The 19,821-nt window shown below is 59.5% G+C and carries 18 protein-coding genes; 11 read left to right on the plus strand and 7 right to left on the minus strand.

Going from position 1 to position 19,821, the window contains the following annotated elements; all coding sequences use genetic code 11:
• Nucleotides 1-182: 182 nt before the first annotated feature.
• From pdxR to QQL78_RS13930, 7 genes are all read left to right on the plus strand, one after another.
• Nucleotides 183-1,646, plus strand: coding sequence for a MocR-like pyridoxine biosynthesis transcription factor PdxR (gene pdxR / locus QQL78_RS13900; protein WP_284374373.1), 1,464 nt, complete (start codon nucleotides 183-185; stop codon nucleotides 1,644-1,646).
• 104 nt (nucleotides 1,647-1,750) lie between these two features.
• Nucleotides 1,751-3,532 (plus strand): sulfoacetaldehyde acetyltransferase, encoded by a 1,782-nt coding sequence (gene xsc, locus QQL78_RS13905; protein ID WP_284374375.1) that lies wholly within the window; start codon nucleotides 1,751-1,753, stop codon nucleotides 3,530-3,532.
• 39 nt (nucleotides 3,533-3,571) lie between these two features.
• A complete protein-coding gene (gene pta / locus QQL78_RS13910) occupies nucleotides 3,572-4,582 on the plus strand; it encodes a phosphate acetyltransferase (RefSeq protein ID WP_284374377.1) in 1,011 nt (336 codons plus the stop codon).
• Nucleotides 4,579-5,340 (plus strand): sulfite exporter TauE/SafE family protein, encoded by a 762-nt coding sequence (locus QQL78_RS13915; protein WP_284374379.1) that lies wholly within the window; start codon nucleotides 4,579-4,581, stop codon nucleotides 5,338-5,340. The genes pta and QQL78_RS13915 overlap by 4 nt, the downstream gene beginning before the upstream one ends.
• A gap of 10 nt (nucleotides 5,341-5,350) precedes the next feature.
• Complete coding sequence (locus QQL78_RS13920; RefSeq protein ID WP_284374381.1) at nucleotides 5,351-8,164, plus strand: molybdopterin oxidoreductase family protein; 2,814 nt, start codon at nucleotides 5,351-5,353, stop codon at nucleotides 8,162-8,164.
• 79 nt (nucleotides 8,165-8,243) lie between these two features.
• On the plus strand, nucleotides 8,244-8,990 hold the full coding sequence (locus QQL78_RS13925) for a 4Fe-4S dicluster domain-containing protein (protein ID WP_284374383.1): 747 nt from the start codon (nucleotides 8,244-8,246) through the stop codon (nucleotides 8,988-8,990).
• Nucleotides 8,990-9,862, plus strand: a complete 873-nt coding sequence (locus tag QQL78_RS13930) for a dimethyl sulfoxide reductase anchor subunit family protein (protein WP_284374385.1) — start codon at nucleotides 8,990-8,992, stop codon at nucleotides 9,860-9,862. The genes QQL78_RS13925 and QQL78_RS13930 overlap by 1 nt, the downstream gene beginning before the upstream one ends.
• An 81-nt stretch (nucleotides 9,863-9,943) precedes the next feature.
• Here QQL78_RS13930 and dapA read toward each other — a convergent pair whose 3' ends face one another.
• Nucleotides 9,944-10,819: a 4-hydroxy-tetrahydrodipicolinate synthase gene (gene dapA / locus QQL78_RS13935; protein WP_284374387.1), complete on the minus strand. Its 876-nt coding sequence runs from the start codon at nucleotides 10,817-10,819 to the stop codon at nucleotides 9,944-9,946.
• Between the two features lie 121 nt (nucleotides 10,820-10,940).
• Here dapA and QQL78_RS13940 point away from each other — a divergent pair, with 121 nt between their 5' ends.
• Nucleotides 10,941-12,914, plus strand: coding sequence for a lytic transglycosylase domain-containing protein (locus tag QQL78_RS13940; protein WP_284374389.1), 1,974 nt, complete (start codon nucleotides 10,941-10,943; stop codon nucleotides 12,912-12,914).
• Here QQL78_RS13940 and QQL78_RS13945 read toward each other — a convergent pair.
• On the minus strand, nucleotides 12,870-13,748 hold the full coding sequence (locus QQL78_RS13945; protein ID WP_284374391.1) for a DMT family transporter: 879 nt from the start codon (nucleotides 13,746-13,748) through the stop codon (nucleotides 12,870-12,872). The genes QQL78_RS13940 and QQL78_RS13945 overlap by 45 nt on opposite strands.
• A complete protein-coding gene (gene mnmC2 / locus QQL78_RS13950; RefSeq protein WP_284374392.1) occupies nucleotides 13,745-14,419 on the minus strand; it encodes a tRNA (5-methylaminomethyl-2-thiouridine)(34)-methyltransferase MnmC2 in 675 nt (224 codons plus the stop codon). The genes QQL78_RS13945 and mnmC2 overlap by 4 nt, the downstream gene beginning before the upstream one ends.
• A gap of 58 nt (nucleotides 14,420-14,477) precedes the next feature.
• Between mnmC2 and QQL78_RS13955 the strand changes: the two genes are divergently transcribed.
• The gene (locus QQL78_RS13955) at nucleotides 14,478-15,512 is read left to right on the plus strand and encodes an NAD(P)/FAD-dependent oxidoreductase (RefSeq protein ID WP_431358336.1); all 1,035 of its coding nucleotides are present in this window, start codon (nucleotides 14,478-14,480) and stop codon (nucleotides 15,510-15,512) included.
• Here QQL78_RS13955 and QQL78_RS13960 read toward each other — a convergent pair.
• Complete coding sequence (locus QQL78_RS13960; protein WP_284374396.1) at nucleotides 15,509-16,306, minus strand: HTD2 family dehydratase; 798 nt, start codon at nucleotides 16,304-16,306, stop codon at nucleotides 15,509-15,511. The two genes, QQL78_RS13955 and QQL78_RS13960, sit on opposite strands and share 4 nt — an antisense overlap.
• A 27-nt stretch (nucleotides 16,307-16,333) precedes the next feature.
• Between QQL78_RS13960 and QQL78_RS13965 the strand changes: the two genes are divergently transcribed.
• Nucleotides 16,334-16,756, plus strand: coding sequence for a VOC family protein (locus QQL78_RS13965; protein ID WP_284374398.1), 423 nt, complete (start codon nucleotides 16,334-16,336; stop codon nucleotides 16,754-16,756).
• Here the strand turns inward: QQL78_RS13965 and QQL78_RS13970 are convergent.
• The 3 genes from QQL78_RS13970 to QQL78_RS13980 form a co-directional block, all read right to left on the minus strand.
• Complete coding sequence (locus tag QQL78_RS13970) at nucleotides 16,753-17,289, minus strand: NADPH-dependent FMN reductase (RefSeq protein ID WP_284374399.1); 537 nt, start codon at nucleotides 17,287-17,289, stop codon at nucleotides 16,753-16,755. The genes QQL78_RS13965 and QQL78_RS13970 overlap by 4 nt on opposite strands.
• A gap of 113 nt (nucleotides 17,290-17,402) precedes the next feature.
• A complete protein-coding gene (locus QQL78_RS13975) occupies nucleotides 17,403-18,071 on the minus strand; it encodes a YiaD family glycine zipper/OmpA-like lipoprotein (RefSeq protein WP_284374400.1) in 669 nt (222 codons plus the stop codon).
• Nucleotides 18,072-18,209: 138 nt separating this feature from the next.
• Nucleotides 18,210-19,073: a bifunctional helix-turn-helix domain-containing protein/methylated-DNA--[protein]-cysteine S-methyltransferase gene (locus QQL78_RS13980; protein WP_284374401.1), complete on the minus strand. Its 864-nt coding sequence runs from the start codon at nucleotides 19,071-19,073 to the stop codon at nucleotides 18,210-18,212.
• 91 nt (nucleotides 19,074-19,164) lie between these two features.
• Here QQL78_RS13980 and nth point away from each other — a divergent pair, with 91 nt between their 5' ends.
• Complete coding sequence (gene nth, locus QQL78_RS13985; RefSeq protein WP_284374402.1) at nucleotides 19,165-19,812, plus strand: endonuclease III; 648 nt, start codon at nucleotides 19,165-19,167, stop codon at nucleotides 19,810-19,812.
• The last annotated feature ends 9 nt before the right edge of the window (nucleotides 19,813-19,821 follow it).

The raw sequence follows: 19,821 nt of genomic DNA on the forward strand, positions 1-19,821 counted from the left end.
GGTGCACGCAGGCTGCCCCCCAAATGAACTCACTAGAAAATTATATTTTCGATACTAAAAGTCTCGATTTTAGAGATTTACGCATCCTGAAAATCAGGTTACAATCCAGAGACAGACAGAACATTATCACAATCCAATAATACCAGATTGAATGCCAATTCAGTCCAGTATAGGGTGATATCATGGCCCTCCCTGTTGAAACCTTCTTTCTCCACCCTGACGCGCAGGGAACACTGCAACAGCAAATCCAGCAGATGATTGCACAGGGCATCCTGTCAGGCCGTTTCCAACAGGGGGAAAAGCTGCCCTCGACCCGCAAACTGGCCACCCATCTAGGCGTCAGCCGGATCACCGTCACCATCGCCTATACTGAACTACTCGCCAATGACTACCTGGTGTCCAAAGGGCGCTCAGGCTATTTCGTTTCTGAAAACGCGCCTTCTCCCCCCTCTTTTACCGCCACCCCGGAAAGTCAGGACGCGGTGGATTGGACCCGCGCCATCGGCCAGAAATTCAGCGGCGGCGCGGGGCTGGCCAAGCCGCAGGATTGGGCGAAATTCCGGTTTCCATTCATCTACGGTCAGGCTGATCAAACCTTGTTTGATCACGCCAATTGGCGGCTCTGCGCATTGCAGGCTTTGGGGCAGAAGGACTTCACCGCCCTCACCACGGACTACTACGATCAGGACGATCCACAGCTGATCGAATTCATCGCACGCCATACCCTGCCGCGCCGGGGCATCACCGCACGGCCTGAACAAATCCTGATCACCCTGGGCGCACAAAACGCCCTTTGGCTGACCACACAAGTGCTTTTGACCCAGCGCCGAAGTGCGGTGCTGGAAGACCCCTGTTACCCTGCCCTGCGCGACATTCTTTCCCAGTCACGTTGCAACGTAACCCCTGTGCGGGTGGATCAGGACGGGCTGCCGCCTGATGCGATTCCACCTGAAACCCATGTGGTTTTCACCACGCCCAGCCACCAATGCCCGACCAATGCGACCATGCCGATGGAGCGCCGCCGCGCCCTGTTGGACCGCGCCCGCGAGATGGAGGCGCTGATCGTCGAAGATGACTACGAATTCGAGATGTCCTTCCTCAAATCACCCTCACCGGCGCTGAAATCCCTCGATACCGATGGCCGCGTGATCTATGTCGGCAGCTTTTCGAAATCACTGTTTCCGGGTTTGCGGCTTGGCTATCTGGTCGGCTCTGAACCCTTTATCCGCGAGGCCCGCGCGCTACGTGCGTCGGTCCTGCGCCATGCCCCCGGCCATATCCAGCGCACCGCGGCCTATTTTCTGTCTCTGGGCCATTACGACGCGCTGATCCGGCGCACGGGCACAGCGCTGCACGAACGCCGCCGCATCATGGAAGAGGCGCTGGCCGCCCATGATCTGCGCATCTCTGGCCGCGGGTATTTTGGCGGCTCTTCCTTCTGGATGCGTGCGCCCGATCACGTGAACACGGTAGAGCTTGCCCGCCGATTGCACGCCAAAGGCGTGTTGATCGAACCCGGCCATGCTTTCTTCGCCGGCACCCATCAGCCGTCCAACTATTACCGGCTTGCCTATTCCTCTATCCCCACGGCCCGCATCCGCGAAGGCGTCGATCTGATTGCCCGCGAGATTGAGGAGATGAGGTAACTTGGACATATTGGCTATCCCCATGTGGTCCTAACGCCCCCGCCTTCATAGGCCTAATTTGCCCCAGAATCGCACCCCCTATAAAATGTTAAGGACTAGCAGCTATGAAAATGACCACCGAAGAGGCCTTCGTCAAAGTCCTCCAAATGCACGGCATCGACAATGCGTTCGGGATCATTGGTTCTGCCATGATGCCGATCTCTGATCTGTTCCCTGCGGCGGGCATTAAATTCTGGGACTGTGCGCATGAAACCTCCGGTGGCATGATCGCAGACGGCTACACACGCGCGTCCGGCAAAATGTCCATGGCCATCGCGCAGAACGGCCCCGGCATCACCAACTTCGTCACCCCGATCAAAACCGCCTATTGGAACCACACACCGATGTTGCTGGTCACACCACAGGCGGCGAACAAGACAATCGGTCAGGGCGGCTTTCAGGAAATCGAACAGATGAAACTGTTCGAGGATATGGTCTGCTATCAGGAAGAGGTCCGCGACCCCTCACGCATGGCCGAAGTTCTGAACCGCGTGATCGAAAAAGCATGGCGCGGGTCCGCCCCCGCCCAGATCAACGTGCCGCGTGATTTCTGGACGCAAGTCATCGACATCGAACTGCCCCAGATCATCCGCCTTGAGCGCCCACAGGGTGGCGAGCAAGCGGTAAAGGATGCTGCCAAGCTGCTCTCCGAAGCGGAATTCCCCGTCATCCTGAACGGTGCCGGTGTGATCCTGTCCGGCGGCATCGACGCAAGCGCCAAACTGGCCGAGGCGCTGGATGCGCCGGTGGCCTGCAACTACCAGCACAACGACGCCTTCCCCGGCAGCCACCCGCTGGCGGTTGGTCCGCTGGGCTATAACGGGTCCAAGGCCGCAATGGAGATCATCCAGAAAGCCGATGTTGTTCTGGCCCTTGGCAACCGTTTGAACCCGTTTTCCACCCTGCCCGGCTACGGCATGAACTACTGGCCGACGGAAGCGAAGGTCATTCAGGTCGACATCAACTCTGACCGTATCGGGCTGACCAAAAAGGTCGATGTGGCAATTCAGGGCGATGCAAAACGGGTTGCCGAACAGCTGCTGGAAAACCTTGGGGCCGGGGCCGGTGACAAGGGCCGTCAGGAGCGTAGGGATCTGGTTGCACTGACGAAATCCCGTTGGGCGCAGGAACTGTCTTCAATGGATCACGAGGACGACACAGACGAAGGCATCGACTGGAACGAACGCGCCCGCAACCGCCAGCCCGACCATATGGCCCCCCGTCAGGCATGGCGTGCGATCATGTCGGCAATGCCAAAGGATGCAATCATCAGTTCTGACATCGGCAACAACTGCGCCATCGGCAACGCCTACCCGTCTTTTGACAAGGGCCGCAAATATCTGGCCCCAGGCCTATTCGGCCCCTGTGGTTACGGCCTGCCTGCGATCCTTGGCGCGAAAATCGGTTGCCCTGATGTGCCGGTGATTGGCTTTGCCGGTGACGGTGCATTCGGCATTTCCATGAACGAAATGACCGCCTGTGGCCGCGGCGACTGGCCTGCGATAACCATGGTAATCTTCCGCAACTACCAGTGGGGCGCAGAAAAGCGTAACACCACCCTGTGGTTCGATGACAACTTCGTTGGCACTGAACTGAACCTTGATGTGAACTATGCCAAAATCGCCGATGGCTGTGGCCTGAAGGGTGTGCAGGTCACCGGCATGGAAGAGCTGACAACTGCGCTGAACACTGCCGTGAAGGAACAGATGAACGATGGTGTCACCACCTTCATCGAAGTGGTTCTCAATCAGGAACTGGGCGAACCCTTCCGCCGCGATGCGATGAGAAAGCCTGTATCAGTGGCAGGCATCAGCAAAGACGACATGCGCCCGCAGGTGCATACCTAAGCAACGCCCGAACAGGCAAACACGACAAAAGGACAGGCCATGACAATGCTGCAAGAGCTTCGCATCCGCGCAGCATCCCAGCCTGCCCATATTGTTCTCAGCGAAGGCCACGATCCCCGGATCGTGGCCGGCGCGCTTGAGGCAACACGTGCCGGTATTGCACGGGTGACCCTGATCGGTCCGCAGGCCGAAGTTCGGGCACTTTTGGCAAAGGCAGGGGCCAGCGACAGCGATGAAATTGTCATTCAGGACCCGGCCAGATCTGATCTGACCGGCGACCTTGTCCAAAGCTACTTTGACTTGCGCAAACACAAAAACATCCGCCAGGACTACGCCGCCGAACAGCTCCATGACCCGCTGGTCTTTGCCGCAATGATGGTGCGCAACGGCCATGCGGATGGCACCGTCGGGGGCGCGGTTGCCACCACCTCCGATACTGTGCGCGCCGCGTTGCAGGTGATAGGAAAGGCCAAAGATGCGCCTCTGGTATCCAGCTTTTTCCTGATGGCACTGCCCGAAAATCACCCCTCCGGCCGCACCGCAATGACCTTTGGGGATTGCGGGCTGGTGATTGATCCCGATGCCGAAGAACTCGCCGCGATCGCCGTCGCCTCAGCGGCATCACACCAACAATTGCTGGGCGAGCCGCCCAAGGTTGCCTTACTTAGCTTTTCCACCATGGGCAGCGCAAAACATCCCAATGTGACCAAGGTGACAGAGGCGGCTACAATCCTGAAAGAACAACATCCAACCCTTGATGCAGATGGTGAGTTACAATTCGATGCGGCCTTTACACCTGACATCGGCGCAACCAAGGCTCCCGGATCACCGGTTGCGGGCCATGCCAATGTCATGATCTTTCCCAATCTCGATGCTGGCAACATCGGCTATAAAATTGCCCAACGCATCGGCGGGTGCAGTGCAATCGGTCCGGTGCTGCAAGGGCTTGCCAAACCGGCCAATGATCTGTCCCGTGGCTGCACAAGTGAGGATGTAACCAATATGATCGCGGTGACAGTCCTTCAGTCCCATAAAGGGCAGCCAGCATGATCGACATCCTTTGGAACACCCTTTCCCTGACACCTGGCCAAGCGGTTGCTTTGGCTGCAATCTTTGTGGCGGCGGGGCTGGTGCGCGGCTTTACCGGCTTTGCACTTTCGGCCTTTGGTCTGGCCCTTGCTGTCCTGATCCTGCCGCCGGTTGAATTGATCCCTGTTATGTGGTGGTTGGAGATTGGCGCATCGCTGATGATGATCCGCGCCGGCTGGGACGGGGCCGACCTGCGCGCCGCCGCCATCCTGACCGCCGGCAGCGCCCTTGGTGTATTTGCCGGGGTTGGCCTGACCGTGGCACTGGATCCCGCCGCCTCCAAACAGATCGCATTGGTGATCCTGATCGCCCTGGCGGCCTTGCAGTTGAGCAAGGTGCGCATCCGTGCCTTGGACAGCACCACCGGCACCGCCACAACCGGCATCATCGCGGGCATTGTGACCGGGCTGGCCGGGGTCGGAGGCATGGTTGTGGCCCTATATGTTCTGGCCCGCGACGCCGAACCGCGGGTGATGCGCGCCACCTTAGTCGCCTTCCTGCTGTTTGGCTCGCTGACCTCGCTTTTGACGCATCTTTACTACGGCACGATGAACACCACCGCCGCCACGCGCGGACTATTTTTCCTCATCCCCTGCCTGATCGGTGTCTTTCTGGGACAAAAGCTTTTCACGCCGAAATTCCAACCCTACTATCGCAGTGTTTGCCTGACCTTGTTGATCGGCCTTGGCGTCGTCTCTCTTGTGCGCAGCGCCATTTGAAGGAACGCATATGAACCAGCCTGTCATCGACCTGAGTCCCAAGGTATCAGACGAAATTCGCAAGACGACCTGCTACATGTGCGCCTGCCGCTGTGGCATCAATGTGCATCTGAAAGAGGGTAAAGTTGCCTATATCGAAGGCAACCGCGACCATCCGGTGAACAAGGGTGTGCTATGCGCCAAAGGATCGGCAGGCATCATGCAGCACAATGCGCCCTCGCGGCTAAAATCCCCGTTGAAACGGGTCGGCCCGCGTGGATCAGGCGAGTTCGAGGAAATCAGCTGGGACGAAGCCTATCAGATCGCCGCAGACTGGCTTGAGCCGATCCGCAAGGATAACCCTGAAAAGCTGGCATTCTTCACAGGGCGTGACCAGTCACAATCATTCACCTCACTCTGGGCGCAGGCCTTTGGCACGCCAAACTATGCTGCCCATGGTGGTTTCTGTTCGGTGAACATGGCCGCTGCCGGGATCTACACCATGGGCGGTGCGTTCTGGGAATTCGGCCAGCCTGATTGGGACCACACCAAACTGTTCATGTTGTTCGGTGTGGCAGAGGATCACGACAGCAACCCGATCAAAATGGGCATCGGCAAGATTAAGGGCCGCGGCGCAAGGGTGATTGGCGTCAACCCGATCCGCACCGGTTATAACGCAGTGGCCGATGACTGGGTCGGGATCACGCCTGGAACCGACGGGCTATTCATCCTGTCGATGGTCCATTGCCTGATGAAGGCAGGCAAGATCGACCTGCATTATCTGGCACAATACACTGACGCGCCGGTGCTTGTGAACGGCGATGAAAAATCACCCGAATTCGGTCTGTACCTGCGGGACGAGAATGGCAAACAGCTGGTTGTGGACCGGGTGACGGGCAAGCTGGCTGCCTATGACAAACCCGGCGTCAAACCGGATCTCTCTGCCACCCACCGCGCCAAGGGGGTGACCCATCGCCCCGTGTTCCACCAGATGGCTGATATGTATCTCAGCGATGAATACGCCCCCGAAGCGGTTGCCGAACGCTGCGGTCTGCCCGCAAACCGCATCCGCGCCATCGCCGCCGAACTGGCCCGTGTCGCCTTTGACGAGGCGTTTGAGCTGGATCACGCATGGACCGATTTCCGTGGTGAGAAACACACCAAGATGACAGGCCGCCCGGTGTCCTTTCACGCCATGCGCGGGATTTCGGCCCATGCCAATGGTTTCCAGACCTGTCGCGCTCTGCATGTCTTGCAGATCATCCTTGGCACCGTCGAGGTGCCCGGCGGCTTCCGATTCAAACCGCCCTATCCGAAACCTGCAACCGCGCATCCCAAGCCCCATATCGGCATGACCCCCGGCGCGCCGCTGAACGGTCCACACCTTGGGTTTGTGCACGGGCCTGACGATCTGGCCCTCAAGGAAGATGGCACGCCCGCCCGCATCGACAAGGCGTTCACATGGGAAAACCCGATGTCCAGCCACGGGTTGATGCATATGGTGATCTCCAACGCCCATGCCGGCGATCCCTATAAGATCGACACGCTGTTCATGTATATGGCGAATATGTCGTGGAACTCCTCGATGAACACCGGCGGCGTGATGGAGATGCTGACGGATAAGGACGAGAACGGCGACTACGTCATCCCGCATATCATCTACTCCGATGCCTATTCTTCGGAAATGGTTGCCTACTCCGACCTGATCCTGCCCGACACGACGTACCTTGAACGGCACGATTGCATCTCGCTGCTGGACCGTCCGATCTGTGAAGCGGATGCCGCCGCCGACGCCATCCGCTGGCCCGTGGTCGAACCAGACCGCAATGTCAAAGGCTTCCAATCCGCGCTATGTGATCTTGGGGCGAAACTGGGCCTGCCCGGTTTTGTGAACGACGATGGCAGCCAGAAATACGCCGACTATGCGGACTACATCACCAACCACGAACGCCGCCCCGGCATCGGCCCCCTGGCCGGCTGGCGCATGGGTGAGAAAGGCCTGCAATCCGGGCGCGGCGGCGTGAACGCCAGCCAGATCGACAATTACATTGAAAACGGCGGTTTCTTTGTCGAGCACATCCCCGATGGTGCAAATTATTATAAGCCGTGGAACATGGACTATCAGGCATGGGCCGTGGGCATGGGGCTGTTCGACAGCCCACAACCCTATCTGTTTTCGCTTTACGTCGAACCAATGCGCAAGTTCCAGCTCGCCGCCGAAGGCCACGGCGAGAGACAGCCCCCCGAACACCTGCGCCAGCGGATCAAAGACACCATGTCGCCCCTGCCCATCTGGTATGAAACCGATCAGCAAGGCAACGAGGGTTTCACCATCAACGCGCTGACCCAGCGCCCAATGGCGATGTACCACTCATGGGGATCGCAAAACGCTTGGCTGCGGCAATTGCACGGGCACAACCCGCTCTACCTGCCAACCAAGCTGATGCGCCGGAACGACCTGACAGATGGCGACTGGGCGCGGGTTTCCTCTCCGCACGGCGAAATCACTGTGCCGGTGATGGAGATGGCCGCGCTGAACGAAAATACCGTCTGGACGTGGAATGCCATCGGCAAACGCAAAGGCGCATGGGCGCTGGACAAAGATGCACCGGAAGCGACCAAAGGCTTCCTGCTCAACCATCTGATCCATGAATTGCTCCCACCCAAGGCGGATGGCATGCGATGGGCCAATTCTGATCCGATCACCGGACAGGCGGCCTGGTTCGACCTCAAGGTACGGATCGAAAAAACCGTCGCACCCAAAGAATCCCGCCCCGAATATCCACCAATAAAATCCCCTGTCGGCCAAGGCCCCGACACATTGGCATGGAAGGTCGGCAAATGAGCACCTCTTCATCTTGCAAATTAACCTCCGGGAGTTTGGGGGCTGGCCCCCGGCCCCACACCAGCAAGGAGCGCCACCCATGACGACCCTGCCCCAATCCACCGACAAAAAGCTCGGTCTTGTCATCGATCTGGACACCTGTGTCGGCTGTCATGCCTGTGTGATCTCCTGCAAAGGCTGGAACACTGAAAACTACGGTGCCCCCCTATCGGACCAGGACCCTTACGGCGCAGACCCCTCCGGCACCTTTCTGAACCGCGTGCATTCCTATGAGGTGCAGCCGGAACAGGGGGCCGCGCAGCTGATCCACTTCCCCAAATCCTGCCTGCATTGCGAGGACGCGCCCTGCGTCACTGTCTGCCCCACCGGTGCCAGCTATAAACGTGTCGAGGATGGCATCGTTCTGGTCAATGAAAGCGACTGTATCGGCTGCGGCCTATGCGCATGGGCCTGCCCATACGGTGCGCGCGAGATGGATCAGGAAGAGAAGGTGATGAAGAAATGCACCCTCTGCGTCGACCGTATCTATAACGAAAACCTGCCAGAGGTGGACCGTGTGCCCAGCTGCGTGCGCACCTGCCCTGCCGGTGCCCGCCACTTTGGCGATCTGGGTGACCCCGACAGCGATGTCAGCCAGCTGGTGCTGGAACGCGGTGGCGTGGATCTGATGCCCGAACAAGGCACCAAGCCGGTAAACAAATACCTGCCGCCCCGGCCCAAGGATGCCTTGCCGGAATTTGATGTACTGGCCCCTTTCCTCGACCCCGTGATTGCGGAGCCCAAAGGCTTCCTCGGTTGGCTTGATAAAGCACTGGAGAAAATCTGATGCATCCGGCACCTTCTGTCATCTTCTTCTCTGTGTTTTCCGGCCTTGGTTTCGGCCTGCTGGTCTGGCTTGGCCTTGGTGTTCCTGCGGTGACCGGCGGATCAGCTTTTGCCTTTTTCGCCATCGCTTATCTATTGGCGGTTGGCGGGCTGATTTCCTCTACCTTTCACCTTGGCCATCCTGAACGCGCGCTGAAGGCGTTTACGCAATGGCGCTCCAGCTGGCTTAGCCGCGAGGCATGGTGCGCCGTGGCGGCCCTTGTCCTGATGGGGTTTTACGGGCTTGGATTGGTGTTCTTTGATGCCCGCTGGACGCTTCTGGGTATCTTGGGGGCGCTCTTTTCGATGGCAACGGTGTTCACCACCTCAATGATCTATGCCCAGCTTAAAACTGTACCGCGCTGGCATATGCCGCTGACACCGCTGAATTTTCTGTCACTCTCCGTCGCAGGCGGTGCCTTGCTGGCGGGACAGGTTCAGGGCGCAATCTTGTTGATCGCAATCGCCGGGGGCATTCAGATTGCCACCTGGCTGATCGGTGACAAACGTCTGGCGCAAAGCGGCAGCGACATGGCATCGGCAACCCAGCTTGGCGGGATCGGTAGCGTGCGCGCGTTCGAACCGCCCCACACCGGCACCAATTATCTGCTGCGTGAATTTGTGCATGTGATCGGGCGCAAACATGCAACGAAGCTGCGGATCATTGCCTTGGTGCTGATGGCTGCCCTGCCGGTTCTGCTGCTGCTTTTGCCGTTCAACCACTTCTTGGCCGCACTTGCCGTGCTGGCCCATGTCGCTGGTGTTCTGGCCGCCCGCTGGCTGTTCTTTGCACAGGCCGAACATGTGGTCGGTCTGTATTACGGCAAACGATAAGGCACGGGCGGCGGGAGTAGCCCACCCTAAAGTGCATCGTGATGTAGGGCGGGGGTATCCCCGCCTTACTTCATTTGAGGGTCAGTTCAACAAGCCCGCATGGCGCAAGGCTGCATCGACCAGCGCCTTTGTCTCATCCGACAGGCTGGTCAGCGGCAGGCGCACCTCATCAGAACAAAGATCCAGCTGCGACATGGCGTATTTCACCCCGACCAGACCCGGCTCTGTAAAGATCGCCTTGTGCAGCGGCATCAACCGGTCCTGAACTTCCAGCGCGGCAGCATAGTCACCTTTGGCACAGGCCGCCTGTAACAGGCTGCACAACCGTGGTGCCACATTGGCCGTGACCGAAATACAGCCGACACCACCCTGTGCGTTGAACCCATGCGCGGTAGGGTCTTCACCCGACAGCTGGCAGAAATCCACCCCGCAGGTAATCCGCTGCATGCTGACGCGCGCCAGATCGCCGGTGGCGTCCTTGACCCCGACAATGCGCGGCAGCTTGGCCAGTTGCCCCATCGTATCCGGCGTCATGTCGATGACGGAACGCGGCGGAATGTTGTAGATGATGATCGGCAGAGCGCAGGCATCATGGATCGCGGTGAAATGCGCAATCAACCCGCGTTGCGTCGGCTTGTTGTAATAGGGGGTGACAACCAGAATCGCATCCGCACCAACTTTTTCGGCGTGTTGGGCCAGACGGATCGATTCAACCGTGTTGTTGGACCCTGCACCGGCAATCACCGGAATGCGGCCTGCGGCGGCTTTTACCACCTCTTCAACAACCGTTTCATGTTCACGGTGTGTCAGGGTGGGCGATTCGCCGGTGGTGCCAACAGGGACCAACCCGTTCGACCCTTCACCGATATGCCATTCCACGAGTTTCTTCAGTGTCTCCAAATCCAGCGCGCCGTTGCGAAACGGCGTGACGAGGGCAGGCAGTGAGCCTTTAAACATGTGCACGCTCCTTTTGTTGTGCTGGCAGGCATTCGCCTGACGGGGACAATACCGGCGTTGTGATTTGATTGCGCCGGCCTATTAGATATGATGCAAGGCTCTAGCCCTTTGCCCACAGGAAATGCAAGTGATGACACGGATTCTAACCGCAGTGCTGCTTGTTTTCCTCACTGCCTTTAGCGTGTCGGCCGAACGCCCCCGCCCCTTGGGTTGGGCAATGGAAGCCATGCGCAATGGCAATTGGCAGGTTGCGGGCCAATTGGCGGCACGTGACGGACAGGTTGCGGCAGATGTCATTGAATGGCAGCGCCTGCGGGCAGGGCGCGGCACCTACGGTGAGGTCACAACCTTTTTGAACCGCCGCCCCGACTGGCCCGGCGAGGCCTATCTGCGCAAACAGGCCGAAGAGGTGGTGATTGAACAGGACGACCCCGCCATCCTGTCGTTCTTTGCTGCAATGCCGGCGCAGACCCCGCGCGGCGTATTGGCCCATGCCGCCGCCTTGGCCCGTGCGGATCAGCAGGGCGAGGCAGAGGCGAATCTTGTACTTGCCTGGCGCACCATGGCGATGAACCCGACATCACAGGCCCTGTTTCTGGCCGCACATGAGGGGTTGCTCAAACCGCATCACAAGGCGCGTCTTGATGCGATGCTTTGGCAAAGAGAGCATGCCGAGGCGCGGCAGATATTTGATCTGGTGGATAAAGACGACATCGCCCTGGCCGAGACCCGCATTGCCCTGCAAAAGCGGGCCGGCAATGTGAACGAGCTGATTGATGCCCTGCCTGCCACACAGGCCGCCGATGCAGGGCTTCAGGCAGACCGGTTTGAATGGCGCATCCGCAAGGGGCTGGTGGACAGCGCCAAGGCATTGCTGCTGGCGCAATCAACCAGTGCGGAGGCTTTGGGCCGCCCCGAGGCATGGGCCAACCGGCGGCGCGCGCTGGCGCGGGGTGAAATGCGCTCGGGTGATCCCAAACGCGCCTATGCCCTGGCATCACAACATTTTCTGGAAGGCGGGTCGCATTATGCCGATCTGGAATGGTTGTCCGGCTATATTGCCCTGCGGTTCCTCAAGGATCCCACAGCCGCCTTGCAGCACTTTCTGAACCACGACAGCGTGGTACAATCCCCCATTTCACAGGGCCGCGCCGGATATTGGCAGGGCCGTGCATTGGAGGCGATGGGCAAACGCGAAGAGGCGCAGCTGGCCTATGAGATGGGCGCAGAATACCAGACGTCGTTCTATGGTCTGCTTGCGGCGGAGCGGGCTGGCCTGCCCTTTGATGCCCGTCTGGCAGGAGAGGCACCCGCGCAATACTGGCGTACTTCCCCGCTGGCGGGGGCACCCCTGTTTGAGGCCGGCATGCTGCTACAGGCCTCTGGCGAATTGAATCTTGCCGAACGGTTCTGGACCCATCTTGCGGATCAGCTGGTGCCCGAGGACCTTGCCCTGCTGGGACAGGCCGCGATTGACGCGGGCCAGCCGCATCTGGCGGTGATGATCGGCAAACGTGCCGCGCGCCGGGGGCTGACGATTGCCGCGCCCTATTACGCTCTGCACCCGTTGACGCAGATGGACCTGCCGATGGTGCCGGAAATGACCCTTGCGATTGCCCGACGCGAAAGCGAATTCGACCCTGTGGTGCAATCCGGTGTAGGCGCGCGCGGTCTGATGCAGATCATGCCAGCCACCGCCCGCGATGTGGCCCGCGATCTGGGCGTCAGTGATTTACACACAACCGACCGCCTGACCGCCGATCCGGTGTATAACGCGCGGCTGGGCGCGGAATACCTGTCACAGATGGCCGCCCGGTTTGACGGCAATGTGGTAATGGTATCAGCCGCCTATAACGCCGGTCCCGCACGCCCCCCGCGCTGGATGGCCGATTACGGTGATCCGCGTAAAGGTGACATCGACATCGTCGATTGGGTGGAAATGGTGCCCTTCCGCGAAACGCAAAATTACATCATGCGGGTGACGGAAAGCCTGCCGGTTTATCGCGCGCGGCTGAGCAAAGACCCGCTGCCCATACCGTTCTCTCAGGAGTTAATCGGCGCGACTTTGAAGCCGCTCGCGCCAGAAGGTGAATAGCCCCGCCGCTATGATGATCGCCGCACCGATGGCAACATTGGTGCGGATCACTTCGCTGAAAATGCTGATGCCGATGATCGCCCCGAATGCCAGCTGGAAATAGGCGAAGGGCTGCACCGCGCTGGCCTCAGCCACCTCGTAACAACGGATCAGCAACCAGTGACCGGTCACACCGGTGACACAGAGACAGGCCATATAGATCCAATCTGTCCCGCTCATCGGTTCCCAGAACCATAGCCCCACCAGCGTCATCGCAACCGCCCCCGCCGTGCCGGTCCAGAAAAAGCTGGTGGCGGTGGTGTCTTGCCGGCTGACAAATCGAGTAAGCAGCCCATAGACCGCAAACATTGCCGCCGCCAACAGCGGTATCGCTGCGGCCGGTTCAAACACACCTATCCCCGGCTGTAGAATGACAAGGACGCCGATGAAACCAACACCAATCGCCATCCACCGCCGCCAGCCCACTTTTTCACCCAGTACCGGCCCTGACAGGGCCGCCACAAGCAGGGGGTAGCAGGTAAAGACCGCGTGACTTTCAACCAGCCCCAGAATGGTAAAGGCCGCAACCATCACGCAAATCTCGGCCGCCAGCAGGAGGCCACGAAGGGCCTGTAACATCGGTTGCGACGTCTGCGCCGCCGCCCGAATGCTGCCCGCATTGCGCCGCGCAAGGGCGATAACAAAAGCCGCAAAGAACCAGTAGCGGATCATCACCACCATCAGCACATTGTACTCCCCTGCCAGATGGCGTGACAGCCCATCCTGCACAGCAAAAACGAATGTGGTGGCGATCATCAGACCAATGCCAAGGGGGATATTGTTGCTTTGGCTCATGTTGGCATTCTTGCGCGGGTCATATGGCGTTTGCGTCCGTATCCTGTGGTGCGTTCAACGGCAAAACCTGCGTCGCTTAGCCCACGCCGCACAAAACCTGCGGCGGTATAGGTCGCCGCCGTGCCTTGGGCAGCGGTATGTGTTGCGACCTCCTGCATCAGGTCGGGGGACCATAGTTCAGGGTTCTTCGCAGGCGAAAACCCGTCCAGAAACCACGCATCTGCACGCCCTTGCCACGCTGGCAAGGTCATCCGTGCATCACCCTCAATTACCTCGCAGCGCAATCCGGGCAATTCGATCACCGCGCCCCTGCCCTGCCATGCCGCCGCCAGCGCATCCCGTTTGCCATCAAATGCCGGGAAGGACTGATGGGCGCGGAGCATGTCAGCCGGTGCCATTGGAAAGGCCTCAAAACTGGTGAAATGCAGCGGGCCGTCAATGCCCGCCGCAAGCCATGCCTCCCAGACCACCAACAGGTTCAGCCCGGTGCCAAAGCCCAGTTCGGCAATCTGAAAACCCGGCGCAAACCGCGCGGGCAGGTCGTTGCCGTTCAGAAACACATGCTGTGTCTCGGCCAGACCATTCTCAAGACTGAAGAACGGATCGTCAAAACGGCTCGACACCGGCACATCGCCGTCCCGCCAGGTGATCTGATCCGTCTGGTTTTGCATGGGATTCCCGAGTAAAGAGGACATAGCGCAGGCATGCGTGAAGGAGCGGCCATTGGCAATATACGATCTGACAATTCGCGGCGCGGGTATCTTTGGCCTGTCGATTGCATGGGCCGTTGTTCAGCGCGGCGCAAAAGTGCAGGTGATCGACCCCTTCGGGCCAGCGGCGGGCAGCAGCGGCGGCGTGGTCGGCGCATTGGCCCCCCATGCGCCCGAGCATTGGAACCCGAAGAAGGCGTTTCAACTGGACAGCTTGCTGATGGCCAGAACTTTCTGGCCCAAGGTCGAGGCGGCAAGTGGCCAGGCAACGGGATATGCCAGAAGCGGACGCATTCAACCGATTTCAGACGATCATGCCTTGATCCTTGCCCGCAAACGCAGCCAGACCGCAACGGAGCTGTGGCAGGACCATGCCCAATGGGAGGTTCTACCCGCAACGTCTGACCCATGGGAGCCACAGAGCCCTGCCGGTTTCGTGATCCGCGACACGCTTAGCGCGCTGATCCACCCGCGACAGGCCTGTCATGCGCTGGTGGCTGCACTGGCCGCACAGGGGGTCACCATTCACACCGAAGGGGCAGATGCGGGCAAGGTGTTGTGGGCGACAGGCGTTGCCGGTCTGGAGGCACTGAACGCAGGGCGCAGCCGCCCCATGGGGAACGGGGTTAAAGGTCAGGCGGCGCTGTTGGATTATGACGCCCGTGGTTTGCCGCAGCTTTACGCGGATGGGGTTCACGTGATCCCGCATCACAATGGCACGGTTGCCATCGGCTCTACCTCGGAACGGGAATATACCTCTGACACGCTAACCGACAGCCAGTTGGATGACGTCATTGCCCAAGCCCGCGCCGCGCTGCCGGTCCTTGCGGATGCCCCTGTGCTGGAACGTTGGGCCGGTATCCGCCCGCGTGCGCGCAGCCGTGCGCCGATGCTGGGAGGCTGGCCCGACCGTCCGGGTCATTTTATCGCCAACGGCGGTTTCAAGATCGGCTTTGGCATGGCTCCGAAAATTGCGGATGTGATGGCCGATCTGCTGCTGGAAGGGCGCGACCATGGCATCCCCGAGGGTTTTCGCGTCGAACAGAGTTTCTAGGCCCGCGCGGACATGCATTGGCGTCCATCCGTCCCGCGCACCCAGAGATCGCGGCCCTTGCGACAAAGCATTGCCGTTTCATGGTGCATCAGCGCCGAGGTGGCGCGAAAGTCAAACGAGCTGAGCGGGCCAAGCTCTTCTTGTGCCATCAGCATCAACAATTGCGCCAGAAGCGGGCCATGCACCACCAGCCCGCCATAGCCTTCGACATCACGGGCATAATCAAGATCATAGTGGATGCGGTGCCCATTAAAGGTAAGCGCGGAGTAACGAAACAACAGGGTCGAGGAAAACGAAACCTCCCGGCAACTCTCCTCATCCGTGCGGGCCATCATTGGCGTGGGTTTAACCGCATCCGGCGCAGAATCTTCACGATAGACCAGATCCTGCCATTCAGTCAGGCAATGCACCCCTTCCTGATGCACCTCATGGCGCAGGGTGACAAAGGCCAAGGGACCGCTGCGGCCCTGTTTGGCCTGCGCGTTTTCGCAGATGCTGCTGCGGGTCGCAGGTATCCCGGCCCTGAGTGGCGCATGAAATGCCAGCCGTCCCGCCGCCCACATCCGGCGCGGCAGCCCCATATCAGGGATCAACCCGCCAACCATCGGATGCCCATCGCGCCCCAGTGCTGCGGCCGGTTGCGGCTCCCAGAAATAGAGTTGATGAAAAAACGGCGGCAGCGCGCTGCCAGTCGTAAAATCCGCAGGCTGCCCCAAAGCAACGTGCATCGCATTGGCGCGGGCCGGGTCCATCCCGTCGCTTTGACTTGTCTCTGGCTGTTGTTCACTATCCATGCGGATTGAGTAGAGGAAACCATCACAATGCTGCAAGCCCAACCCGCTGTTTGCGCCCTGGATCATCTGGTGCTGACCGTTTCGGATATCGCCCAGACAATCGCGTTTTACGAGGCCGCGCTGGGTATGGTGGCACAAGAGTTTAGCGTCGCGGACGGCAGTCGCCGCTGGGCGCTTGCCTTTGGCAGCTCCAAAATCAACCTGCACCCGCTGGGCGGCGAATTTGATCCCAAGGCCGCCCGCCCTACCGCAGGCAGTGCCGATCTGTGTTTTCGCACACAAACATCTTTGCAGGATTGGCTCCGGCACCTGAATGCCCTTGGCGTAGAGGTCGAAGACGGGCCAGTGCCGCGCACTGGGGCGATCACCCTGCTAACCTCCATCTATATCCGCGATCCCGACCGGAACCTGATCGAGATCGCAGTCGAACGGGAAAGCGACCCGTCCTAGATCATGCCCCGCAGCGAGGCCATAAGCTGCGTCAGATCTTTGACATAGACCTCACCCTTCAATTCACCGGTGCTTTCAAACCCGTCAAAGCTGGCGGCCAGATGCAGCTCCGGCCCTTGCAGGATACGCGGGCGAAACGGCACCATAAAGCCGCGCAACACCATCTGCGCCCGTTCCCCGCCGGCACGGCCGGCAGCGGCAGACATCACTGCAACAGGTTTGTCGTTCCACGGATTACCCTCTGCGCGGCTGATCCAGTCCAGCGCGTTCTTAAGCACACCTGACGGGCCTTTGTTATATTCCGGTGTCGAGATGATCACCGCATCCGCCGCTGCGATCTGTGCAGCAGCATCCTGCACCGCCTGAGGGATACCATTTGCTGCCTCTTCATCCCCATCATAAAGCGGAAAACGAATGTCGAGCAGATCAAACTCACTCGCGCCAAACAGTCCCGCAGCCGCGTGCAACAATTTGGTGTTGGTCGCCTCGGCCCGCAGGGAACCAGAGATGCCAAGAAGTTTTGGGGTGGTCATGGGAACGCTCCTATCGAAAACTAATATAGGCTATATCTGCGCTACCTCTGCGAAAATGCAAGAAGCCCCCGCGATATGCAGGGGCTTTGTGCGTTTTTGCGAAGGTCGAGTGATCAGGACGGGTTAGGCAGGATCACGATTTCTACGCGCCGGTTCTGTGCCTTGCCTGCGGGCGACAGGTTGCTGGCAACGGGCTGGCTTTCGCCACGCCCAAAGACGCTCAGACGCTGCGATGGGACACCGCTGTTGATCAGCACATTCGCCACAGAACGCGCGCGCCCTTCGGACAATGTCTGGTTATAGGCCGCATCGCCGTCACTGTCGGTATGGCCGATGATCTGAAGCGTGGAATTCGCATAGACCTGAACGTTTTGTGCCAAGGCCCGCAGATCACCCTGCAGTGTCGGCGTCAGAACCGTGCTGTCTGTTGCAAACAACAGATTGTTCGGCAGTGTTACGATCAACCGGTCACCGGTATTGTTGATCGCCACGTTCGACCCCATCTGCTGGCGCAGCTCGGCCTCTTGCTTGTCGAGGTTATACCCGATGCCCGCACCAAGCGCGCCACCGACAACCGCACCAACCAGCGCGCCATCACCGCGGTTGTCATCTTTGGCCAAAGCGCCGATCAGGGCACCGGAGGCCGCACCGATCAAAGCACCATTCTTGGTCTTTTGGTTCGGATCACCCGGCTGTGCCAGAATACCGGCGGGCTGTGTACATGCGCCCAATGCAAGGGAACCGGCCACCATTGCGACCAAGGGAAGTTTCGAAGAATTCATAGCTACTGCCTTTGTGTTCAGGCCCCGTTCGGGCAGGGCACATTGTTCAATGAGCTATATATGGGGCGGTCGGCGGATAAAATCACGGGGAAATATAAATCGGCAGTATCTTGCCGAAGCTCAACCCCCGGTTCAAATCTAGACCTCTGCCCGTGCCGCCTCAAATGCCAGCATGGCGCGCTTCACCGGCAGACCCCAATGATACCCGCCCAAAGCCCCGGATTTGCGCAGGGCACGGTGACAGGGGATCAGCCATGACACAGGGTTGCGCCCCACGGCAGTGCCCACAGCTCGCACCGCTTTTGGATTGCCGATAGAGGTGGCGATGTCGGAATAGGTGGTCACATGCCCTGATGGCACGCGCAGCAATGCCTCCCAGACCTTGATCTGGAAGGGTGCCCCGATAAGATAGATCGGTGCCTTGTCGGGGGCCGCATCCGAGGCCCCAAAAGCGGTGCGTACCCAGGGGCGCAGCATTTCGGCATCTTCGACAAACTCTGCCTTGGGCCAACGGGTTACCAGATCCTGCATCGCGGCCTCCTCCCCCATTTCCGCCGCAAGGGCGAGACCACAAATGCCTTTGTCCGTCCCCATGACCAAGGCGCGTCCAAAAGGGCTGTCGAACCACCCCCAGTGGATTGTCAGCCCCGCACCTGCGCGGGCGAACTCACCCGGGCTCATTGCCTCCCAGCGCAGGAACATGTCATGCAGGCGGCCAGTACCGGACAGGCCGACCTCATGCGCGGCTTGCAGGGTCGTTGCACGGTCGCGCAGCATGTCCTTGGCCTGCCCCAGCATCAGATATTGCTGATAGCGTTTTGGCGACACGCCGACCCAGCGCGAAAACAACCGCTGGAAATGTGCCGGCGACATGTCCATCGCCTCGGAAATCTGTTCAAGCGTCAGGGTTTCTTCGGCCCCATCTAGCAAATCAATTGCGCGGCGCATGACCTGATAGTGATAACCGTCATCAAGAGCGGGGATATGTGTTGTCTGGTTCATACCGTCAATTTAGGCAGCAATTGCGCCCCATGCGACCCGAAACATGCGCAACGGCTTGCCCCCCTTGCCGCTTTCGCCCATACCAGCGCCCATGGCAAAACAGCTCGACTATCATACCATCCGCGCGATTTTCACCCGCTTTCAAGAGGCCGACCCCGAGCCGAAGGGCGAATTGGATCACGTGAACGTCTACACTTTGGTCGTCGCCGTCGCCCTTTCAGCACAGGCCACCGATGCCGGTGTGAACAAAGCAACGAAAGAGCTGTTCAAGGTGGCCGACACCCCACAGAAAATGCTGGATCTGGGGTTGGAGGCGCTGACCGATCATATCAAAACCATCGGGTTGTTCCGCCAGAAGGCGAAGAATGTGATGAAGTTAAGCCAGATTCTGGTCGATGAATATAACGGCGAAGTGCCAAATTCACGCGCTGCCCTGCAATCCCTTCCCGGTGTCGGGCGCAAGACTGCCAATGTGGTGTTGAACATGTGGTGGCAACAGCCCGCCCAGGCCGTCGACACCCATATTTTCCGCGTTGGCAACCGCACCGGCATTGCCCCCGGCAAAACCGTGGATGCGGTGGAACGCGCGGTGGAAGACAATATTCCCGCTGATTTCCAGCTGCATGCGCATCACTGGCTGATCCTGCACGGGCGCTATCACTGTAAGGCGCGCAAACCGATGTGCCCGACATGTATCATCAAGGACCTCTGCCCCTTCGAGGACAAGACCGTCCACTAATTCCCAAAG

This window comes from Sulfitobacter pacificus, from assembly GCF_030159975.1.
Lineage (GTDB): Bacteria > Pseudomonadota > Alphaproteobacteria > Rhodobacterales > Rhodobacteraceae > Sulfitobacter > Sulfitobacter pacificus.

Bases quoted from the DNA above. Each gene is read 5' to 3' on its own strand.
- QQL78_RS13965 (WP_284374398.1), top strand. From the start codon at position 16,334: ATGCTGCAAGCCCAACCCGCTGTTTGCGCCCTGGATCATCTGGTGCTG.
- QQL78_RS13960 (WP_284374396.1), bottom strand. From the start codon at position 16,306: ATGGATAGTGAACAACAGCCAGAGACAAGTCAAAGCGACGGGATGGAC.
- QQL78_RS13970 (WP_284374399.1), bottom strand. From the start codon at position 17,289: ATGACCACCCCAAAACTTCTTGGCATCTCTGGTTCCCTGCGGGCCGAG.
- QQL78_RS13930 (WP_284374385.1), top strand. From the start codon at position 8,990: ATGCATCCGGCACCTTCTGTCATCTTCTTCTCTGTGTTTTCCGGCCTT.
- pta (WP_284374377.1), top strand. From the start codon at position 3,572: ATGACAATGCTGCAAGAGCTTCGCATCCGCGCAGCATCCCAGCCTGCC.
- nth (WP_284374402.1), top strand. From the start codon at position 19,165: ATGGCAAAACAGCTCGACTATCATACCATCCGCGCGATTTTCACCCGC.
- QQL78_RS13915 (WP_284374379.1), top strand. From the start codon at position 4,579: ATGATCGACATCCTTTGGAACACCCTTTCCCTGACACCTGGCCAAGCG.
- QQL78_RS13980 (WP_284374401.1), bottom strand. From the start codon at position 19,073: ATGAACCAGACAACACATATCCCCGCTCTTGATGACGGTTATCACTAT.
- QQL78_RS13945 (WP_284374391.1), bottom strand. From the start codon at position 13,748: ATGAGCCAAAGCAACAATATCCCCCTTGGCATTGGTCTGATGATCGCC.
- pdxR (WP_284374373.1), top strand. From the start codon at position 183: ATGGCCCTCCCTGTTGAAACCTTCTTTCTCCACCCTGACGCGCAGGGA.
- QQL78_RS13925 (WP_284374383.1), top strand. From the start codon at position 8,244: ATGACGACCCTGCCCCAATCCACCGACAAAAAGCTCGGTCTTGTCATC.
- dapA (WP_284374387.1), bottom strand. From the start codon at position 10,819: ATGTTTAAAGGCTCACTGCCTGCCCTCGTCACGCCGTTTCGCAACGGC.
- QQL78_RS13920 (WP_284374381.1), top strand. From the start codon at position 5,351: ATGAACCAGCCTGTCATCGACCTGAGTCCCAAGGTATCAGACGAAATT.
- xsc (WP_284374375.1), top strand. From the start codon at position 1,751: ATGAAAATGACCACCGAAGAGGCCTTCGTCAAAGTCCTCCAAATGCAC.
- mnmC2 (WP_284374392.1), bottom strand. From the start codon at position 14,419: ATGCAAAACCAGACGGATCAGATCACCTGGCGGGACGGCGATGTGCCG.
- QQL78_RS13975 (WP_284374400.1), bottom strand. From the start codon at position 18,071: ATGAATTCTTCGAAACTTCCCTTGGTCGCAATGGTGGCCGGTTCCCTT.
- QQL78_RS13940 (WP_284374389.1), top strand. From the start codon at position 10,941: ATGCAAGTGATGACACGGATTCTAACCGCAGTGCTGCTTGTTTTCCTC.